We start from the raw sequence: 20,286 nt of genomic DNA, 5'->3' as shown, positions 1-20,286 counted from the left end.
TTGCGTGAATAAAATATGACAGCGTTGTCATCGCATTAAGTTGATGTATAATTGAACAAAATTTTAATAGGGACAGATTATGAATGCGAAAAAAGTCATTGCAGCACTTTTACTGTGCGCTGCGTTGCCGGTAATGGGTGGGGCGATTGATTTTGGACAGGCGGGGGATTATAACGCCTTCATAAAGGATGATTTCAGCGTCACCAGCTCAGATGTTCAGGGACGTATTGCGGTTGGCGGCAATATGACCGTGGCAGGTGGTTATGATGTTGGTTATCGCATCAATCAGTTTGGTATGGGTCAGGGCCCAACTCTGGTAGTTGGGGGAGATGTGGTTAAGTCAGGTCCGGGCTTTCTGAATGTGTATGAGGCAGGTGAACATCAGTCGCCTCATTCCGGCGAGCTGGTATATGCCGGAACCGTCAGTGGCGGTCCGATTGAAGCTAATCTTACGCAGGTGAACCCTAATGCGCTGCCGGTAGATTTTGACAGCGCTTTTTCGCAGTTGACTCAGCTATCCAATGAGCTGGCCGCACGAACTGCCACAGGTTCCGGCGTCAGAGACATTATGCGCGCAGGTGCTCCTCTGGTATTTACGCCTGATACAACACCAGATGATAATGTGTATGTGTTTAATGTGACCCAGGAACAGATCAATGCCAATATTGATTGGTTTGTCGAAGGGGTGTCAGAAGATGCCACCGTAATATTCAATCTGAGCAACCCTAATGCCATTGCCGGTAAAAATAATTGGGCGGGTGGTGAATGTGCTGCGGGTGAAGTGGGCTGTGTGCAGTTAAGCCAGACCAATATTTCTGTTAATGGCCAGCTGTTAAGTGAATACGTGAATAAAGACAATACCGACAACAGATTGCCCAGTCAGGTGTTGTTTAATTTTGCCGGTGCCAGTCAGGTCAATCTGGCTACCGATCTCTATGCATCAGTGTTAGCGCCGCAGGCGGCCATTCATGCCAATCCTGCGCAGATCTACGGTCAGGTGATTGGCAAGTCATGGCAGGGCAATATGCAAATTAACTACGACCCCTTTACTCCGGTGGGCAGCAATCCGCCACCTCAGGTAAGCGAGCCACAAGGGATTGCTGTATTTTTGTTAAGTCTTGTAGCGCTGTTGGCCGTCCGTCGGTTGCAGTTTCCGCCTCAGACCAGGCAATTTGCCGCAGCCTGAGTTTATGCCCGGTAGTATACGGTCACTCGTCCAGAGTGACCGCTAAGCTGCCAGAGGCAGAAATCTCTGCAGCTAGAAACCTGACCAGCGATTCAAACGCCGGGCCATGTACCTGTGGGTTGGCTTCGGAGCCTTGTACCTCATTGGTGTTATATCCGTAGGTTACAAGTACCACGTCTGAGTGTCAGCGCTGCAGGCAGACATTCATGCCAATCCTGTGCAGACCTACAGTCAGGTGATTGGCAGGCCATGGCAGGATAATCGGTAAATTAACTACGACCCCTATACTCCCAACCTCTATACGCCTGATCAGCTGGCAGATACAGGCGAACAAATTAGCATAAACGGATAATGAATATTTTATCTTTGTTTCTTTGCATAGATAAGAATAATCTATTATGATTTAGTTCTAGTGGCTATTTATTGTTCATTTGAGGACGATAAGTAGTGCTTTCCAGTAGATTGCCCTCTCACTGGAGCTGCTAGTAAGCCGGTCATCTGACCGGCTTTTTTAATTTCCAGCCCAGAGTCACACGCGAAAGCCATTTTTCACCGCAGAGTCGCAGAGGGCGCAGAGGTTCGAAGGTGTTATCGGGTAGCCCGTATAAAGCGCAGCGGCATACGGGGTGATGTAAGGCGAGAGTACCCCGGATTCCGCTGCGCTGCATCACCGGCTACAGGACCATGCCTTGTTCGTGATTTTAGTGTTTTTCGTGGTTGAGGGCTTTTTACCACTAACAACACGAAAAGAATAATTCACCACAGAGTCACAGAGGGCACAGAGAAGTGAAGGGCATTAAACCGGTAATACCTCTGTGTTCTCTGTGTCTCTGTGGTTAATCGGTTGTGCCAGAGAGGCTTACCGGTAGTTGGCCAGTGGCGCTGATTTTGCCCGCTAAAAATCTGGCCAGAGACTCAAACGCGGGACCGTGGACCTGTGGGTTGGCTTCAGTGCCCGGCACCACATGGGTGTTATATCCATAGGTGGCAAGCACCAGGTCTGCCCCTGTTGCCAGTTCACTGATCTCATAGGGTGCGCGCAGGCTGACAAAAATAACCTTCTTACCGGATGCCCTGGCTTTAGCTATCTGTTGCGGAATTAACGCCTGTTGGTCTTGATGGGCTATGGCTTCTGCCTGTACCAGCTGCATATCTTCCATTCCGCCTCGCTCAACGGCACTTTGTGCCGGTGTGATGCTGGAAACCAGAAGAATATCGGCGTCCTGCATTAACTGATTGTCACGCTCTGGTAAATAAGTCTGCATGCTGGAACAACTAACACCAAGTGCGGGTAGATGGCGTCCGAGAGCCTGTTGCATAGCCAGACATTTACTTCGGTCAGGCATTAAAAGATGAAGTTTCTGTGCCTGCAGGGGCAGTGTGATAGTGCTTTTTCCAACCTGCGTCAGGGCTGCGTCAGAAAGCGCTTGTTCTGTGGCAAGGTGTTCGGGGTGGCGCAATGTGCCTTTGGCTTTGGCAATCTGTTCCTGTACCGATAGCAATTCCTTACTAACGTATTTTTGTTTTAGCGAGCTGACCCGTTCCGCTGACGCCAGGATCTCTGCTTTGTTCAGCTTCCCCTGTTGTACAGCGTGTAGCACATCGTCTATCAGCTGTGGCAACCGTTTGAGCTCGCCAGGAGTATGCAGTCTCACGGGCATCAGCACCAGATCGGTGCCGGCATGGAATGTTTCGATGACCGCCTGTGTGGGTTCAAAAAATGCGGCAATACCATCCATGTCCATGGCGTCGGTAATGATGACACCCTCAAAACCCATATCCCTGCGCAGCAGATCCGTGAGTATGGCCCGTGACAGGGTCGCGGGTCTGAGCATCTTCTCGCCACTGGCATTTTCTATATCACTGCTATCGAGTTGTGGATACTGAATATGGGCGGTCATAATCATATCCACTGCGCCTTGCTCTATGGCATAACGAAAGGGCAGAAGATCAACGTCTTCGATGGTCTTGCGATCATGTTCGACCCGGGGCAACCCGGTATGACTGTCTGTGGCAGTGTCTCCATGACCAGGGAAATGCTTCAGAGTCCCGATGACCCCCTGTTGCTGCATGGCTTTTAACTGAGCCAGCCCCAATTCGGCAACCTGCTGTGGGCGTTCACCAAATGAGCGCACATTAATCACCGGGTTCTGAGGGTTCACGTTCACATCTACGGTGGGGGCGTGGTTAACGTTAAAACCCAATGCTGCCAGTTCCCTGCCCAGTACCTCTCCGGTTTTCTGCGCAAATGCCGGACCGTGCTCCGGAAACGTTGCGCCGATGGCCATACTGCCACTAAAGGACGTGCCAAGATGACGGGGAACGCGCACCACTCTGCCGCCTTCCTGGTCAACGGTGAGCAACAGCGGTTTGCCACTCTTACCTTGCAGTGCAGCCTGTTGCAGATCGTGGTTGAGTCTGATCATTTGCTGTGTGTCGGTGAGGTTGTCGGCAAATAGAATCACGCCGCCTATTCCTGTACTGCTGACAAGTTCTGCAAGCTGTGGTGGCAGGGTTGTCATGGGCTTCTTACAGGGAGGGTCGACCGGCTCCTGTTCGCAGAAATACCGCAGGTCGATGACAATCTTTTGCGCTATTGCCCGTCGTAGCGTACTTTCATCGGTTTGAGCGTTGGTTTCAGAATTTGTCTTACCCGCTTCAGTACAGGCGGTCATCAACACTAATCCCATGGCTAAAAGCGATATATTTTTCTTTTCCCACCTGTTTTTTAGCATAAAAAGCCTTATTAATCATAGTTATAGCCTTTCCTGGAAGGGCTTGAGTCAGTAACTGTACGGTCCTGGCCGACAATAAATTAAAACTTTTACTGGTAAAAGGAATTAATTATTCATTAGAATGTAATTCTATCAACATAAAAAATTACAGCAACGCTTAATCGCTGATAAAGTGAAAGTAGCGGGCTAAGAGGTATTTATGCAAAGCCAATTTGCCTGGCAGGACTGGCTGGTGTTCATCGCTTACTTTCTGGTGATGGCCAGCACAGGCTGGTATTACAGTCGTAAAAAGGCGGCCACGACTGCAGACTATTTTCTTGCCGGTAATACGATGCCGGTATGGATGGTGGCAATTTCAGTGCTGGCGACGGCACAGTCTGCGGCCACCTTTCTTGGAGGCCCGGACCAGGGCTATCGCAATGACTTCAGCTATCTGGCTACCAATATAGGCGCTTTTATCGGTGCACTTTTTGTCGCTGCGTACCTGATGCCGAAGTTTTATCAGGCCAGAGTGACCACTGTCTATGAAATGCTGGAGCAGCGCTTTGGTGCGTCTGCCAAACGCCAGGCCGGGTTGATGTATTTGTTTGGACGGGTGTTTGCCAGCGGAGCGAGACTCTATCTGGCTGCTATCGCCGTCTCGATGATCCTGTTTGCGGATATTCAGGCCTCCAGTGTCATTACCTCGGTGGTGATTCTGACGCTGGTGGGGCTGGCGTACTCTTTTGTCGGTGGAATTCGCTCTGTGATTGTCAGTGATGTGATCCAGTGTACGGTGTATGTGGGTGCAGCCTTGTTCGTCATCTACTTTTTGTATGCGGCGATACCCGCGGATTTCTGGCAGATTATTGAGGCCCTCAGAGAGCCTCATGATCGCGAACTGTCGAAGCTGACATTGCTGGATTTTCGTCTGGACTTTACCTCATCCGGGGTTTTTACCTTCTGGTCTGCGATCAGCGGCTTTGTGCTGTTGAACATTGCCGCTTTTGGCATGGATCAGGATATGACCCAACGTATGCTCAGTTGCAAAGATGCCAAAAAGGGCGCGTCAGCACTGATATGGTCTGTGGTGCTGGTGATACCGGTAATGGCGTTGTTTATTATTATCGGGTTGCTGCTGTATATCTATTATCAGCGCCCTGATCTGATGATGTCGGCCGATGGTCAGTCTGTCGTGCCCACCTTTGAGGGCGAGCAGGTGACTATCTTTATGTACTATGTCCTTAACGAGATACCTGTTGGTGTGCGCGGGCTTGTCACCGTCGGCGTGATTGCAGCAGCGCTGTCGACGCTTAATTCGGGTCTCAATGCCATGTCATCGGTATTGGTTCAGGATTTGTACCGGCCGATGATGCAAAAGCTTAAACCGCAACATCAGGAGAAGCACTACGTGTGGGCCGGGCAAATGGGCATGATTGCGGCGGCTGTTGCGTTGGCCGGTATGGCAATCCTGTGTTTCTACTGGCAACAGTATTCCGATATGCCGTTACTGGCTTTTGCTCTGAGCGTGATGGTGTTTTCCTATAGCGGTTTGTTGGGCGTGTACTTTACTGTGCTGTTTACCCGCCGCGGCAGCGCCCGAACGGTGTTGCTGGCCCTGTTAAGTGGCTTCTTCGTTACCCTGGCTTTGCAGCCTTATATCCTCGGCCTGTTGCTGCCGCAGGACCTGCAATTTGAACTGGGTTTTACCTGGCAGCTGTGCATTGGCACCGCGGTAGCCTTCGTCGTCTGCATGGCCGGTAATAATAACGCGGATTCGGTTACTGCCGATGCCGAAGGAGTCTCACAATGAAACCGGAGTATATTCTCGGTGTCGATGGCGGTGGCAGTAAAACCACAGCCAGACTGGTGCATTTACCCAGCGGCAACAGCTGGGAAGCGCGGGCCGCAGCATCGTCATTGTCTCTGGGGCTGACGCGCTCGGTGGCGGTGATTTTAGAACTGGCCAGGGAGCTGGCGTTCAGGGCTGATTGTGGGCTGGAACAGCTCTGCGTGGTCTGTGGCCTTGCCGGTGCCGGAGAAATAAGCCTGGCCAATCAGGCTCATGAGGCGATGGAATCGTATTTTGCTCATCTGGATGTAATGACCGACGCGCGCACTTCTGCCTATGGTGCCAATGGCGGCTATCCGGTTGCGGTGGTGGCGTTGGGCACCGGCTCAGTGGCAATGCTATTGGATGAACAAGGTAACGAAACCATGATTGGTGGCTGGGGGCTGCTGGTTGGGGATGAAGGTGGTGGTGCCAGACTGGGTGTTAATGCCATCAATGCGGTTCTGTGGGAGCTGGATACCCGGGGTAAGCCGGTTTCTGCAACCGGCAAGTGGCTGTGTAGTCAGCTTGGCAGTACTCGTTCCGCCATTTTGTACTGGCTACGCCATGCTACCGCAACGCAGTTCGCCGGATTGGTACCGGGGGTGTTGGAGCGTGTCGATGAGTGCGCGCAGGCCAAATCGTTGTTTGCAGGCCACATACAGGCCGTTGAACGATTAATCCGGGCCACGGGTGACCGTTTACCTGTAGTGCTTACCGGAGGACTGGCAGAAATCTCCGCCCGGCATCTGAGTGAACCACTATGGGCTCGCATTATTCCGGCTAAGGGAAATTCTCTTGATGGTGCCTGCATATTAGCCCGGGGCCTGATGCAACCCTCTTCATCATCCGTCACTCTGACAGGGGAGTCTGAACTATGAGTCAACCAAGCAGCGATTGCATGAAATCAGAATCGCTATTGCTACAGCAGCTGGATACGATGGTGTCTGAGGGGCGTAATCCCGACACCATGGATATCGACCTGCTCAGCACCGAAGCAATATTACACAAAATTAATACCGAAGAGCAGAAGGTGGCGAAAGCGGTTGCCGCAGCGATTCCACAAATAGCAGCTGCGGTGGATCATATCGTCGATGCGTTCGCCAAAAACGGGAGGCTGGTTTACATCGGGGCCGGTACCAGCGGGCGCTTAGGAGTGCTGGACGCGGTGGAATGTCCGCCAACCTTCAGCGTATCTGATCAGCAGGTGATAGGCATCATCGCCGGCGGCGAAGGCGCTATGTATAAAGCAGTGGAAGGCGCAGAAGACGATCCGGCACTGGCTATCAGGGATTTACAGGAAATAAACTTCAGCGCTGATGATGTACTGGTCGGTATAGCGGCCAGTGGCCGGACACCTTATGTGATATCCGCACTGGAATATGCCCGGAGTATCGGTGCACCTGCTATCAGTGTGACCTGTAATCCGGAATCTGCAGTCACCCATGCCGCGGATATTGGTATTTGTGCGTTGGTGGGGCCAGAGGCTCTTACCGGCTCTACAAGGATGAAGTCGGGATCGGCGCAAAAGATGATTCTTAATATGCTGTCTACGGCCAGTATGATCCGCAGTGGGAAGATTTATGAAAACCTGATGGTGGATGTTAATGCCAGCAATCAGAAACTCTACGCACGGGCCATTCGTATCGTAATGCAGGCCACCGATTGTGATCACCAGACAGCCCGTGATGCGCTGAGTAATACAGGTTATAAGGCCAAACTAGCCATATTGCATGTATTGACAGGCCTTGATCAGCAGCAGGGGCAGGCGTTGCTGGATCAGCAAAAAGGCTTTTTGCGCCGTGCTGTGGAACAGACAAAAGGTGATGCAAAATGAGTTCATTGCGAATGCCGGTCTGGGTCCTGTTTACGCTCGCAACCCTGCTGTTTGGCTGTAGCGAAAATTCTGCCACAACGCCGATAAAAACCGGTGCTGAACAAACACAGGTTTACCTGCCTCTGCTCAGAGGTAAAGCGGTGGGCCTGGTGGTTAATCAGACATCAATGGTAGGGGAGCAACACCTGGTTGATCTGTTAATGGGTAATCAGATCAACGTGCAGCGTATTTTTGCGCCTGAACATGGTTTTCGTGGTGATCATGATGCCGGGGCTAAAGTTGACAGCGGCAGAGACAGGAAAACCGGGATCGAGCTTTACTCGATCTACGGTAAAACACGCAAACCTGCCGCTGAGGCTATTGCGGACCTGGATGTGATTGTTTTCGACATTCAGGATGTGGGTGTGCGCTTTTACACCTATATCAGTTCCATGCACTATATGATGGAGGCGGCAGCCGAGGCAGATATTCCGTTTGTGGTGCTGGATCGTCCTAATCCCAACGGAGATTATACAGACGGGCCGGTACTGGATCCGCAGTTTCAGTCTTTTGTAGGTATGCATCCTATTCCATTGGTGCATGGCATGACGGTGGGCGAGCTGGCACAGATGATCAAAGCAGAGGGGTGGTTAGAGACTGAAAGAACGCTCGACTTAACGGTGGTTCCGGTTGCCGGCTATCATCATGATCTTCGTTACGAGTTGCCGGTTAAACCGAGTCCCAACCTGCCCAATTTCAGCGCCATTCGTCATTACCCTTCGCTGGCATTTTTTGAGCCCACGGTGGTGAGTATTGGCCGGGGTACCGATTTTCCTTTTCAGGTAATAGGTCATGACAGTGTTTATCTGACAGAAGGGGAGGCATTTCGTTACACCCCCCGCTCGATTCCAGGTGCGTCAACTCATCCAAAATTTGAAAATACAGAAATAAAAGGTATGGATTTGCGTGATAAGACCGCACAGGGTTTAAATCTGGAGTACCTGCTGGCGTGGCATCAGGCGTTTGTCCGCCAACAACAGCCCTTTTTTACCAGTGAGAGTTTCTTCGATAAGCTTGCCGGTACTGACAAGCTGAGAAAAGCCATGGCAGAGGGCAAAACACAAGCACAGATTCGTGCAAGCTGGCAGGCCGACTTAGAGGCTTTTATCAAAGCCAGAGAGCCCTATTTGCTTTATCCCTGAGTTTTTACCACCACAGGACAAGAAGAATTTCACCACAGAGACACAGAGGACACAGAGGTTTAAAAGGATTTCTCACCGCAGAGACGCGGAGAGAACGGAGAAGTAAAAATGATTAAACCCTTCATACCCCTGTGTTCTCTGTGTCTCTGTGGTTAATATCAATCTCGCAGAGGCGCAAAGACGCAGAGGAGTGCGGGTTGGTGCAAGGCGAGGGTATCCCCGGATTGCGCTTCGCTGCACCACGGGCTACAGGACTACTGGAGGTAGTTTATAGATTTAAGTTCGTGTTTTTGGTGTTTTTCGTGGTTAAAGGCTTTTCAACCACGAACCATACGAAATGAATAATTCACCACAGAGGCGCAGAGGTCACAGAAGTTATAAGAGTATTTATTCTCAGCGTCTCTGCGAGATCAAACAAAGAAAAGCAGAGTGATCTCGCCAAGGCGCAGGGGCGCAGAGAAGAGCAATATTTTGTAGGGTCCAATTTATTGGACTGACTAACAAGTTTTCAGTTATCAGCTGTCAGTAGTCAGAAAAAGGCGGTGCTCTGCGGTCAATGCTGGCATTTGTTTTAGTGACTGAAAACTGATGGCTGCAGACTGACAACTTATCAGCGGTTTTTGTGCCGGTACTGGCGTACGGCCTGGTTAGAGGCTTCAAGCATTTTGCGTCCTTTGCCTGAAGCCTGAGTCAGCAGAATAAATAAGGTGTCGATAACAAATTCCTGAGCAGTACGGGCAAGAATAGACGATAAACGGGCTGAGTCTTCTTCAGATACGGTGTAAAGCCTGGCATTGGCCAGTTTCGCAATACTGTTATGACCATAACCTGTAAGACTGATGACCATACAATGATTGGCTTTGGCCAGTTCGGTGACGGCAACCTCTTCAGGGGTTTCACCGGATTCACTGATAACAAACAGCAGGTCTTTAGGACCATAATTGGCAATATTGGCTAATTGAATATGGTTGTCACTTTCCGCCACGGCGGCCATACCCAGTTTTTGCAGTTTAAAGGAGAAATCCCTTGCCACCAAAGCCGAACTGCCCACACCGCATATCAGTATACGGTTAGCTTTTTGTATCAGTTGTTCGGCTTTTTCATACGCGCTTTGTTCATTTACGGCCCGGGTATTGGTGAGTACTGAGACTTTACTGGCGAGCAGTTTCTCGCCTACTACATCAAAAGGGTCATCCAGAGAAATGTGGCCATGTAACGGAGGATGAGACTTATCCTGTTGAGTGCGCAGGCTGTCATTAATAGCAAATTTGAAATCTGGGTAGCCTTTGTATCCCAGTTTCTGAGTAAATTTAACCACACTGGACTGACTCACACCTACCTGCTGGGCCAGTTTCTGTGATGAAAGGTTGCGGATGCTTTCTGGTTGCGCGAGTACATAGTCCGCCAGGGCCTGTTCGCTGGAAGAAAGGTTGTCACGCATGGCATTTATTTTAATGAAAGTCGACATGATTCAGAGGTTGGAAAAATAAACTATTCCTTGCATTCTATGGTATTAAGAATTTTTAACAACATACTTGATGAATTTCGGGTAATTAATCACAGGTGGATTACTGATGCAGTGTGAGGCTGAAATAAATCTGCCAGTCGCTTTTCAACAAGCACTACGGGATTTTCTGCCAGCTGAAAATATTATTCAGGATCTGGCTCAGAGGCTGGCGCTAAGCGGTGATGCGAGTTTTTATCGTCTGACTCCTGAGCTGGTAGTACGGGTTGACAATATCAGTCAGCTCAGCCGTTTGTTGAAGTTTGCTACAGACCATCTTGTTCCCGTTACCTTTCGTGCAGCCGGGACCAGTTTGTGCGGCCAGGCAGTAACCGACTCGGTTTTAGTGGTGTTGTCACAGAACTGGCGCGGGGCAGAGGTGTTGGACGAGGGAGCACGAATACGCCTTCAGCCCGGCATTATTGGCGCCCAGGCGAATAAGCTCCTGCAGCCGTGGGGGCGAAAAATCGGGCCGGATCCAGCTTCTATTGATAGCTGTAAAATTGGCGGTATCGCTGCCAACAATGCCTCTGGGATGTGCTGTGGCGTCAAGCAGAATAGTTATCACACCCTTTGTGATCTGACTCTGGTGATGGCAGATGGCTCGGTGCTGGATACCGCCGATGCCGAGAGTGTAAAAGCCTTTGAGTCGAGCCATGGGCCATTATTGGATGGCCTCAAGGTATTGCATCAGCAGGTCAAAGAGGATGGGCTGCTGGCTGAGAAGATCCGGCATAAATACCGCCTGAAAAATACCACAGGCTATGGAATTAATTCGTTGCTGGATTTTGAGCAGCCGCTGGACATCCTTAAACATCTGTTAATCGGCTCAGAGGGTACCCTGGGGTTTATTGCCGATATTACTTATCACACTGTCGTTGACGAGCGTGACCGGGCCTCGGGGCTGTTTATCTTCAATCGTATCGACACGTGTTGTGAACTGGTGAGTCGTCTGCGTCAGGCGCCGGTAGCTGCGGTAGAGTTGATGGACGCCAGAGCACTGAAAAGTGTTGCCGGGAAACCCGCCATGCCACCAGGTATGGACGCGCTGAATGAGCAGGCCGCAGCATTGCTTATTGAAGTGACGGGAGATTGCGCTCAGGTCCTTACTGAGCACCTCGAAGAGATTGAGAAGATTATCGCTCCGTATACTGACGAGCTGATTGGCAGCGTTGCGTTTAGCCAGGATAAGGCCCGTAATCAGGAATTGTGGGCCATTCGTAAAGGGACTTTCCCCGCAGTGGGCGCAGTAAGGCCATCAGGTACCACCGTGATTATCGAGGATGTGGCGTTTCCTGTGCCCAGACTTGCCGACGGAGTCGAAGCATTACACAGGCTTTTTCATAAGCATGGCTATAACGAGGCTATTATTTTCGGTCACGCTCTGGAAGGGAATCTGCATTTTGTGTTTACCCAGGCTTTTAATACCGAAGCCGAAATCCGCCGTTATCAGGACTTTATGCAGGATTTGAGTGAACTGGTTACTGCAGGTTTTGGCGGTTCTCTGAAGGCTGAACACGGCACTGGCCGTAATATGGCGCCATTTGTAAAAATGGAATGGGGAGACGCTGCCTACACCCTGATGGAACGTATTAAGGCACTGTTTGATCCTGATGGTATCCTCAACCCCGGTGTAATCCTTAATGCCGATGACAAGGCCCATATTCGGCATCTTAAACCGATTCCTGCACTGGATCCTGAGTTGGATAAATGTATTGAATGTGGTTTTTGTGAACCCGTGTGCCCGTCTAAAGATCTGACCCTGACACCAAGACAGCGCATCGCTCTGTGGCGTCAGATCCAGGCCGGTGAATACAGCCCACAGACAAAACAGCAATTACAGCAGGCCTATCAGTATTTGGGTGTAGATACCTGTGCCGCTACCGGATTGTGCGCCCAGCGCTGCCCGGTAGGTATTAATACCGGCGACTTCATCAAACAATTACGGGCACAAAAACCGAAAGGGGAGTGGATTGCAAAGCAGGTGGCAAGTCATTTTGCTGGCACAACCAGGGTGGCGCGTTTTGCACTGAACTCCGTTGATCTGAGTCGGAATACGCTGGGTGAGACGCCAACCCAGGCTATCTTTAAGGGCCTGAATAAGCTTTCTGGCGGTGCGATTCCAAAATGGTACCCTGCCTGGCCAAAGGCAGCTATAAAAAACCGCCATACTGCTGTTACATCAAACCGCACGCAACCTGCTGTGGTGTATTTTCCTTCCTGTACCAACAGAATGTTTGCCACGGATGCAGGCGCCGAGGATCAGCGTCCCTTACAGGAGGTTATTGCCGCAATACTGGAAAAGGCGGGGTTTCGTGTGTTGGTGCCGGATGATATTGACCAGTTGTGTTGCGGCACGCCCTGGGACAGCAAAGGCCACAACGGGATTGCCGATGATAAAGCGTCACAAAGTATGGCGTCTCTGGCCAGACTGGCAAAGGCCGAAGGATTGCCGGTGTTGGTGGATGCATCACCCTGTGCGATGCAGCTTAACCACTATCAACTGAAGCAGCCTGGCAGCGATGTTAAGCTTTATGAAACGGCAGAGTTCTTATATCGGTTTGTAGTGCCAAAGCTGGAGATCAGCCCGCAGAAAGAACCTGTAACTCTGCATATTACCTGCAGTAGCAGGCGTATGCACACGGAACAATATTTGCTGGACCTCACCCGGGCCTGTACCGAACAGGTGATTGTTCCACAAGATATTTATTGTTGTGGTTTTGCAGGTGATAAAGGTTTTTATACGCCTGAGCTGAATGCCAGCGCATTAGCGGATTTATCCGGGCAGATACCATCTGGGTGTAGTCAGGGCGTTTCCAATAGCCGCAGCTGTGAAATTGGTCTGCATCAGCATAGTGGCATTCCTTTTCAGTCGGTTGCCTATCTGCTGGACAGAGTCAGCACCAGCAAGTGTGTGGATTAGACCGATACTGGCTTCCCGTCCCCAAACGGGAAGTAAAGTGGCCTGAATCAGGCTTTGTTGGGCAGGATACGCAGCGCCACACGACGGTTTTGCTGACGGTTCTGATCACTGGTATTGGGTACCAGAGGTTGATACTGGCCCATCCCCACAGTGGTGATACGGCGCGGATCCAGCTGCCTGGTGGTAAGGTAGTTGCGCACTGCGCTGGCCCGGGCTTCAGACAGCACCTGATTGCTCTGAGCGCTACCGGTATTGTCAGTGTGCCCCTCGATCATCAGAGTGGTTTTTTCGTATTTATTCAGAACCTTAGCAACATCATCAAGAACCCCGTGAAACCGGGACGATATCGTGGCACTGCCGGTGGCAAAGGTTATCTGACCAGGCAGTTGTAGCCGCAATTCATTGCCTTCCCGATGCACGGAGACGCCGCTGTCAGCCAGCTCCTCGCGAAATTCCTTTTCCTGCTTATCCATATAATTACCAATTGCGGCACCGGCCAGGGCACCGACGGCAGCCCCCCATACATAACGGCTTTTGGCGTTATCACCGGTTGCTTTACCCAGCAAAGCTCCGGCAACAGCGCCAATACCGGCGCCTTTTTGTGTATTGGTGGAATTCGAAGCACAACCGCCGAGGAACAATGCAGAAATGGTGAGTGCAATAATACTTTGTTTCATGATCACTTCCTGACAATATAAAGAGCATACAGAATAACGTTTTTGACTTAATCCAGGCTGAATAAAGGTTTTAGATGGATGCTAACCGGGCTGAAGATTGAAGGGCATTTTTCAATATTCAGCCATTTTCCCAAACAGAGCACAGCAATTAGCGACGATGTCTGCTGACACTTTATGACTGCACAGAAGATCAAGATTCAACAAAATCTGGCAATACGTCTGCTACGGGTATTGCGCTATAACAAAGCCCGAAATGAGCGGGCTTTGGAATTAATGCCGAGTGATAAACGGCCACTTTTTCATATTATTCCTTTCCTGTTACATGTTAATCATCCCGATTTCCCTGGCTATGTGGAACAGGCTGAAGTGCCGTTCGGCCTGAATCATTACTCGTTAAGAAAGCAGGTCAGTGAGGCGCTGACAGAGGTTTTTGGCGAAGAAAAAGCCCGTTCAGAGAAGGTACGCGGGGCCTGGCCGGAGCATCGCTGGATTGAGTCTCTGGTTCTGATGGGCAGTATCGGCACTATTGCCCAGTCATCAGGCTCTGATTTTGATTACTGGGTGTGTGTCAGGGGGGACGTGTTTGACCAACGCAAACGTGCTTTACTTCAGCAAAAGCTGGAGCTGGTTGAACAGTGGGCTGATCAACAGGGGCTGGAGGTACATTTTTTTCTCTCTGATATAGAAAAAGTACGCCACAACGACTTTGGTGAGGCCGATGGCGAGAGCTCTGGCTCTGCCCAGGCGGTATTCCTCAAAGCAGAGTTTTATACCACCAATGTGGTGGTTGCAGGAAAGTTGCCTTTTTGGTGGTTGATGCCAGATAAAGTCACGGATACACAGTATCAGGAGCTGATGGACTCACTGCAGCCCGGGCAACCGCCGGATCCACGATTGTTTATGGATCTTGGAAACTTACAGAAAATGGAGCCTGGCGAGTTGTTTGGCGCTGCAATCTGGCAAATCAGTAAGGCCATGGATTCACCTTTTAAGTCGGTGCTGAAACTGGCCAAACTGGAAGTGTTTCTGGAAAATATTGAACATAAACAGCCCTTGTGTAACCTGCTTAAAAGGAAGGTTCACAGTGGCGTACGTTCACCCGGAGAACTCGAACATGTGGATCCCTATGGATTGATGTTTGATGAGCTGGTGGAACACTATAAGGCGGCGAATGAACCACAGATTGTGGAGTTACTGCAAACCTGTCTGTATATCAAATGCGGCTGTTTTTTAAGCCGTAAACCTCAAAAGGGTGAAGATAATTTTAAGCGCCGGATTATACAGGGCTATGTTCAGAACTGGGGGTGGAGTCAGGACCGGATTTCCCGGCTGGACAATATCAGGCACTGGAGTTTCAGAGAGTTTTCATTACTGAGCAGACAGATTCATGGATTTTTAATCCTTTGTTACCGGCGTATCTCATCGGCAATCAGTCTGTCTGAGCAATCGGTCAGTGATGAAGATATGACGGTTATCGGCCGGAAACTGGATACTTACTACACGAAAAAGCCTGACAAAATTGAATATCTGCGCAGCGCGTTTGACGATGAACTCTACCGGGCAGTGGTAACTGTTAAGGCACGACACATGCCCGACAAAAAACGCCAATGGTCACTGTACAGCGGCAATCAGATTAATTGTGACGCGCAGGGGCTGGACAATGTGCTGCTTAAATCCGGTGACAACCCTGTGGATCTGCTACTTTGGGGGGTATGGAACCGTATTGTAGATAATAAAACCCGTATCTTTCTCGATTATCACACAGAACCGGTAACGGAAGAGGATCTTGATGCATTGGTGTCGCAGTGCCAGAAGGTGTTTCCTTCAATAAGGGTCTCTGCACTGAGCCGCGATGCGCTGTTGGCACCAGTGAGGCTGCTTAAGGTGATGTTTGTACTTAATTTTGAAAGCCGCCGGCAGAAAGCCGAAGTAGACAGCCTGCGGCTGATTACGCTGAACAGCTGGGGAGAGCTTGGTGTTGAGTCAGGTTTTGATGCTTTGAAGGCGTTACATCCTCAACTTGAAGATATTCACCAGGCACCTTCATTATGGGTCGCGGCGCCAGAAGGTAGTAACAAACAACGCTTGTATGAACATTTTCTCAGACGCTCAGGACTGGGCACACCAGAATTGTTGTGACGGTTCAGCCCACCCGGATTCCGGTTCAAACTCGGAGGTAACAATGCTTGATTGGAATGCAATTATGAGGTTTGCCGAAAAAGGCAATCCAGCGGCGCCACGACGGATCGATAAAACGGATGATCAATGGCGCCAACAACTCAGTGAAAACCAGTTTCAGGTAACCCGACTCAAAGGCACAGAGCGGCCTTTCAGCTCAGGCCTTTGTGAGGCCATAGAGCCGGGGCGTTACGCTTGTATCTGTTGTGACTCATTGCTGTTCGATGCCAGTGAGAAGTTTGCCAGTGGCAGTGGCTGGCCCTCTTTTACGCAACCGGCTCAGGAAGATGCTGTCGCCTACCACCTGGATGACACCCATGGCATGCAGCGCATCGAAGCGTTGTGCAATGTCTGCGATGCACACCTTGGTCATGTATTTCCTGACGGACCACCGCCAACCGGCTTACGATATTGCATTAATGCTGTGGCGCTGAAGAAGGTGGATGACAACAAGAGCGATTAAGACAAAACGTAACAAAAAGACACAAATCCGCGCAGGAAAATCAGCCCGCTCAGGAGCAGGATATATCCGGGTTGATTCGATCCTGTTTAATTTCTAGTCTCCTTAGTAAGAAACCAGACAGATAAAAGGAGTGTGTCTAATGTCAGCAGTAAAAGTCATTTCCCTTATTGTCAGCATCTTGTTTCTGGCTGCTTGCAACAGCAGTGAGGACGGGAAAGCATCCATTCCTGAGCCGGACCCCACACCTGAATTTACTTCACAGGGCCTGGACGGGCATATCATTCATCGTCTTATCAGTACACCGCAGCAGCTTTATGCCGGCACAGATCAGGGGCTGTATGTTTCTCAGCAGGAAGGACAATGGCAGCGGCTTACTGAGCAGAACTGGGAAGTGATGGATCTGGCCATCGTGGACGACACACGGCTATTGGTAAGTTATAAGATTGACGCCAAATTCTTTCTGGCTGAAAGCACTGATAGCGGGCAAACCTGGCAAATACCGCAGAGTGATTTCGGTGGCACTGATCAGCAATCGCAAGGGCTGAGCGAGCCAATCAGACGCATGCAGTATCATCAGGATAAGCTGTATGGCGTAGGCTATAACGTGTTAGCGGTATCAGAGGATTTCGGCCGTAACTGGCAATTATTGGCCGGCAGCTGGAATGGATTTGCTACGGGGATGTCAGCACTTACGGTTAACAGCAACGGTGTTGATATCTGGTACGGTGGGCAGGGAGCAATAGAAAACCCTCTGTTGATGCACTACCGTACAGACAATATGACTTATGAGGCGTTTCCTGACATAGACGAGTTGCTCTCTGTGCCAAGTACAGTAAAAGGTATCGTTTTTGCTCCGGATTCGTCTCATACCCTGTTTGTATCAGGGGAGGGAGGTATCATCAAAAGTAGTGATAATGGTGAAACCTGGCAGGCACTGAATACCAACGACAACTCGCGGTTTTATTTTGACCTGGTTCTCGATCCGGATAATAAAGACATACTCTACACCGCCGGCTGGAATAAGAATTTTGAGGATCCTCAGTCGCTGATTGTGGAAATAAGTGAAGATGGCGGACAGAGCTGGGAGTCCTATCAGCATCCGGATAATGACCTCTTTGGTGGCGTGTTCAGTATGGTCATACACCAGCAACAGCTTTATCTCGGCTTATACAAAGGTGGCGTTATGCAGGTTACGTTTCAGTAATACGGCCTGAATTATTGTCGTTTATCGTCTTATACGATACCTCTTGTTGCTATTTTGTTAGTCTGTAATTTTTGGCCCGGCTTTGCCCGGGCCAAATTTTGATGGTTAGAAAATAAGGAAATCTATGTATAAGTTTTTGAGCATATTGCTGATCATTTTATCACCCTGGATTCAGGCACAAACCCTTGACAAGACAATGATTCAGGTTGCCGGCCCGGTTCCCTTTGAGCACAGCGTCGACAGCCCGCATCTCGATGCAATCTACCAACATACTCAGAGACAGATTCAGGAAACCACTGGCAATTCAATTCACGCTTTTGGTAAACAACATAGCTGGCAACCCCTGGCGCAGTTTGATGCCGCTGAACAAGGTTTACTGCTATTTAAAATGACAGTTTCAACGACTCGCTTTTCTCAGGGAGAGCTGGTGTTGTCGGGGGTGGAGAAACCCCAGGTTTATGTTGACGGCGTCAAAGCCGACAAAGGTGACAAGGGTTACAGGCTGGCATTAATGACCGGTGAACATGAGGTGATTGTACTGGCAAAGGGTACAGAGGCCGATAAGACGCCGGAGTTTGAATTCAGCGGTAAAGATGAGCATGACAGCGTGGTCCTTTTTGGAGGCGATAAAAAGCGCCTTTCTATGCAGCAATTGTATGACAGTCAGGTTGTCTCGGCACTGCAGCTGTCTGATGACGGCGAATATGCCCTGGTGAGCTATCGAAGATATGACCAGAGTATGGGCGATACGCCAATTACCTATACCGAACTGTTGCAGACGGACTCCCAAAGAGTCAGACAAAAGTGGTCCACTTCTTTAGGCAGTGCCGTTTTTTCCGGTGACAGTAAATCTCTGGTGTATCTGCAGGGAGAGCGCCTGGTGCAACTTAATCTGGAGACGCTGAAAACACAAATATTGGCTGAACAACTAAAAGATGCCTCCGGATTTCGCTTTGTGGATAAACAGACACTGGTTTTCAGCTGGAAACAGGCAGGAGAAGATGACGGTAAGCTGGTAAAGCGTTATCAGGCCCTTGAGGACAGATGGTCCACATGGCGTGATAATAGTCAGCTGTATCAGATGGATTTGCGCTCTGGCCTGATACGTCAGTTAACGACCGCAGACAGCACCACTTATTTGCTGGATGTCAGCCCGGATAACAAGCGCCTGTTGTTAATGCGTTCTGTGGTGGATTACAGTCAGCCTCCCCATGGTAAGAATGCGCTTTTTGAGCTCAATATAGATACGTCTGAGGAACGCCTGATTGGAGAATACCGGGCACTCAATAGTGCCAGATACAGCGCCTCAGGGCTTTATGTGCTCGGCGGTCCGAATTTCTCACAGGGAGCTGGTGTGGCGTTAGCCGATCAGAAAATTGCCAATGATTATGACGGACAGCTCTACCATATGGATCTGCAGGGTGAAAAAGTCAGACCTTTATCGAAAGACTTCGACCCAGCCATCAGTGCCATGTGGGTAACGCACAAAGATAACCTTATCCTGAACGTGACGGAGCAGGACAAAACCTACCTGTATGGTTTTAACAATAACCTTTACACCCGGCTGACATCGCAGTTGGACGTAATCAAACATGTTGCAGTGGCAAAGAGCGTGAAGCCAAGATTATTGTACGCTGGCACCACGGCTTCATCACCACAGGCACTGTATACCCACAAGCCGGGTAGTAAAGCCGTCAAACTGCGTGATTCATCGGTTGAGTATGACGATACCCGGATACCGCAGATGCAGGAATTTGATTATGTAAACGCCCGCGGGGACACCATCAAGGGCCGGGTGTATCTGCCCCATGATCTGGATGAGACGCAGTCTTACCCAGCATTGGTCTATTACTATGGCGGTACTGCGCCTGTTACCCGCGGATTTACCGGTCGCTACCCTTTTAATTTATGGGCCGCTCAGGGGTATGTGGTGTATGTATTGCAGCCCTCAGGCACCTTCGGTTTTGGGCAGGACTTTTCTGCCCGGCATGTTAATGCCTGGGGAGAGTATACCAGCGATGATATTATTCAGGGCACTCAGGCTTTCCTCAAAGCCTACCCCTTTGTTAATAGCGATAAAGTCGGTCATCTCGGCGCTTCCTATGGTGGTTTTATGACCATGTATCTGGCCACGCGGACGGATATTTTCGCCGCGTCGATTTCCCACGCCGGTATCGCGAATATCGCATCGTACTGGGGCGAAGGCTGGTGGGGAGCGTTATACTCAGGTGTTGCGTCACGTGGTAGCTTTCCCTGGAATAATCCACAACTCTATACTCAGCAAAGCCCTTTGTTTCAGGCGCAGAATATCACTAATCCGATGTTGTTAATTCACGGTGACGCTGATACCAATGTGCCTCCCGGTGAGAGCCAACAGATGTACACGGCGTTAAAGTTACTGGGCAAGGACGTTGAGCTGGTGGAGTATAAAGGTGACAACCACCATATTCTGACCCGGGAGAAGACCTTCCACTGGTGGTCTACCATGCTGGCCTATTTTGATATGCACCTGAAGGAAGAGCCTCAGTGGTGGCAGTACCTTTACGAATCAAAATAGTACGCGATAAAAACCAGGGGCCCGCTTGGGC

Annotated in this window: 13 protein-coding genes; 10 read left to right on the top strand and 3 right to left on the bottom strand. The window is 50.1% G+C overall.

Features of this window, described 5'->3' with window-relative positions; genetic code table 11:
• Positions 1–79 precede the first annotated feature (79 nt).
• Positions 80–1,186 carry a choice-of-anchor A family protein gene (locus CDA54_RS08720; RefSeq protein ID WP_099034613.1) on the top strand — a complete coding sequence of 369 codons (1,107 nt, stop codon included), beginning with the start codon at positions 80–82 and terminating at the stop codon, positions 1,184–1,186.
• An 836-nt stretch (positions 1,187–2,022) separates the two neighbouring features.
• Here the strand turns inward: CDA54_RS08720 and CDA54_RS08715 are convergent.
• Entirely contained in the window at positions 2,023–3,921 is a 1,899-nt protein-coding gene (locus CDA54_RS08715; protein WP_099034612.1) for a glycoside hydrolase family 3 N-terminal domain-containing protein, read from the bottom strand.
• Positions 3,922–4,120: 199 nt separating this feature from the next.
• On the opposite strand from CDA54_RS08715, the gene CDA54_RS08710 reads away from it, so the two are divergent.
• Genes CDA54_RS08710 through CDA54_RS08695 form a run of 4 tightly spaced genes read left to right on the top strand, consistent with a single transcriptional unit; the run spans position 4,121 to position 8,749 of the window.
• Positions 4,121–5,713, top strand: a complete 1,593-nt coding sequence (locus CDA54_RS08710) for a sodium:solute symporter (protein ID WP_099034611.1) — start codon at positions 4,121–4,123, stop codon at positions 5,711–5,713.
• A complete protein-coding gene (locus tag CDA54_RS08705; protein ID WP_099034610.1) occupies positions 5,710–6,612 on the top strand; it encodes a glucosamine kinase nucleotide-binding domain-containing protein in 903 nt (300 codons plus the stop codon). Before CDA54_RS08710 ends, CDA54_RS08705 begins: the two co-directional genes overlap by 4 nt.
• Before the next feature lie 20 nt (positions 6,613–6,632).
• Positions 6,633–7,568 (top strand): N-acetylmuramic acid 6-phosphate etherase, encoded by a 936-nt coding sequence (murQ, locus tag CDA54_RS08700; protein WP_099034609.1) that lies wholly within the window; start codon positions 6,633–6,635, stop codon positions 7,566–7,568.
• On the top strand, positions 7,565–8,749 hold the full coding sequence (locus CDA54_RS08695) for an exo-beta-N-acetylmuramidase NamZ family protein (protein WP_099034608.1): 1,185 nt from the start codon (positions 7,565–7,567) through the stop codon (positions 8,747–8,749). Before murQ ends, CDA54_RS08695 begins: the two co-directional genes overlap by 4 nt.
• A gap of 610 nt (positions 8,750–9,359) precedes the next feature.
• Here CDA54_RS08695 and CDA54_RS08690 read toward each other — a convergent pair.
• Complete coding sequence (locus tag CDA54_RS08690) at positions 9,360–10,217, bottom strand: MurR/RpiR family transcriptional regulator (RefSeq protein ID WP_099034607.1); 858 nt, start codon at positions 10,215–10,217, stop codon at positions 9,360–9,362.
• A gap of 106 nt (positions 10,218–10,323) precedes the next feature.
• Here CDA54_RS08690 and CDA54_RS08685 point away from each other — a divergent pair, with 106 nt between their 5' ends.
• Complete coding sequence (locus CDA54_RS08685) at positions 10,324–13,176, top strand: FAD-binding and (Fe-S)-binding domain-containing protein (protein WP_218962389.1); 2,853 nt, start codon at positions 10,324–10,326, stop codon at positions 13,174–13,176.
• A 47-nt stretch (positions 13,177–13,223) separates the two neighbouring features.
• On the opposite strand, the gene CDA54_RS08680 is transcribed toward CDA54_RS08685, so the two are convergent.
• Complete coding sequence (locus tag CDA54_RS08680) at positions 13,224–13,853, bottom strand: YiaD family glycine zipper/OmpA-like lipoprotein (protein WP_099034606.1); 630 nt, start codon at positions 13,851–13,853, stop codon at positions 13,224–13,226.
• A gap of 174 nt (positions 13,854–14,027) precedes the next feature.
• On the opposite strand from CDA54_RS08680, the gene CDA54_RS08675 reads away from it, so the two are divergent.
• The 4 genes from CDA54_RS08675 (at position 14,028) to CDA54_RS08660 (ending at position 20,255) form a co-directional block, all read left to right on the top strand.
• A complete protein-coding gene (locus CDA54_RS08675) occupies positions 14,028–15,992 on the top strand; it encodes a class I adenylate cyclase (RefSeq protein ID WP_099034605.1) in 1,965 nt (654 codons plus the stop codon).
• 43 nt (positions 15,993–16,035) lie between these two features.
• Complete coding sequence (msrB, locus tag CDA54_RS08670; RefSeq protein ID WP_099034604.1) at positions 16,036–16,494, top strand: peptide-methionine (R)-S-oxide reductase MsrB; 459 nt, start codon at positions 16,036–16,038, stop codon at positions 16,492–16,494.
• Positions 16,495–16,633: 139 nt separating this feature from the next.
• On the top strand, positions 16,634–17,698 hold the full coding sequence (locus CDA54_RS08665; RefSeq protein ID WP_099034603.1) for a WD40/YVTN/BNR-like repeat-containing protein: 1,065 nt from the start codon (positions 16,634–16,636) through the stop codon (positions 17,696–17,698).
• Positions 17,699–17,822: 124 nt separating this feature from the next.
• Positions 17,823–20,255, top strand: coding sequence for a S9 family peptidase (locus CDA54_RS08660; protein WP_099034602.1), 2,433 nt, complete (start codon positions 17,823–17,825; stop codon positions 20,253–20,255).
• Positions 20,256–20,286 lie beyond the last annotated feature (31 nt).

It is taken from the genome of Lacimicrobium alkaliphilum, from assembly GCF_002591895.1.
Classification (GTDB): Bacteria; Pseudomonadota; Gammaproteobacteria; order Enterobacterales; family Alteromonadaceae; genus Lacimicrobium; species Lacimicrobium alkaliphilum.
Note: the sequence above shows the minus strand (reverse complement) of the source record. Positions and strands in the feature narration are given on the sequence as shown.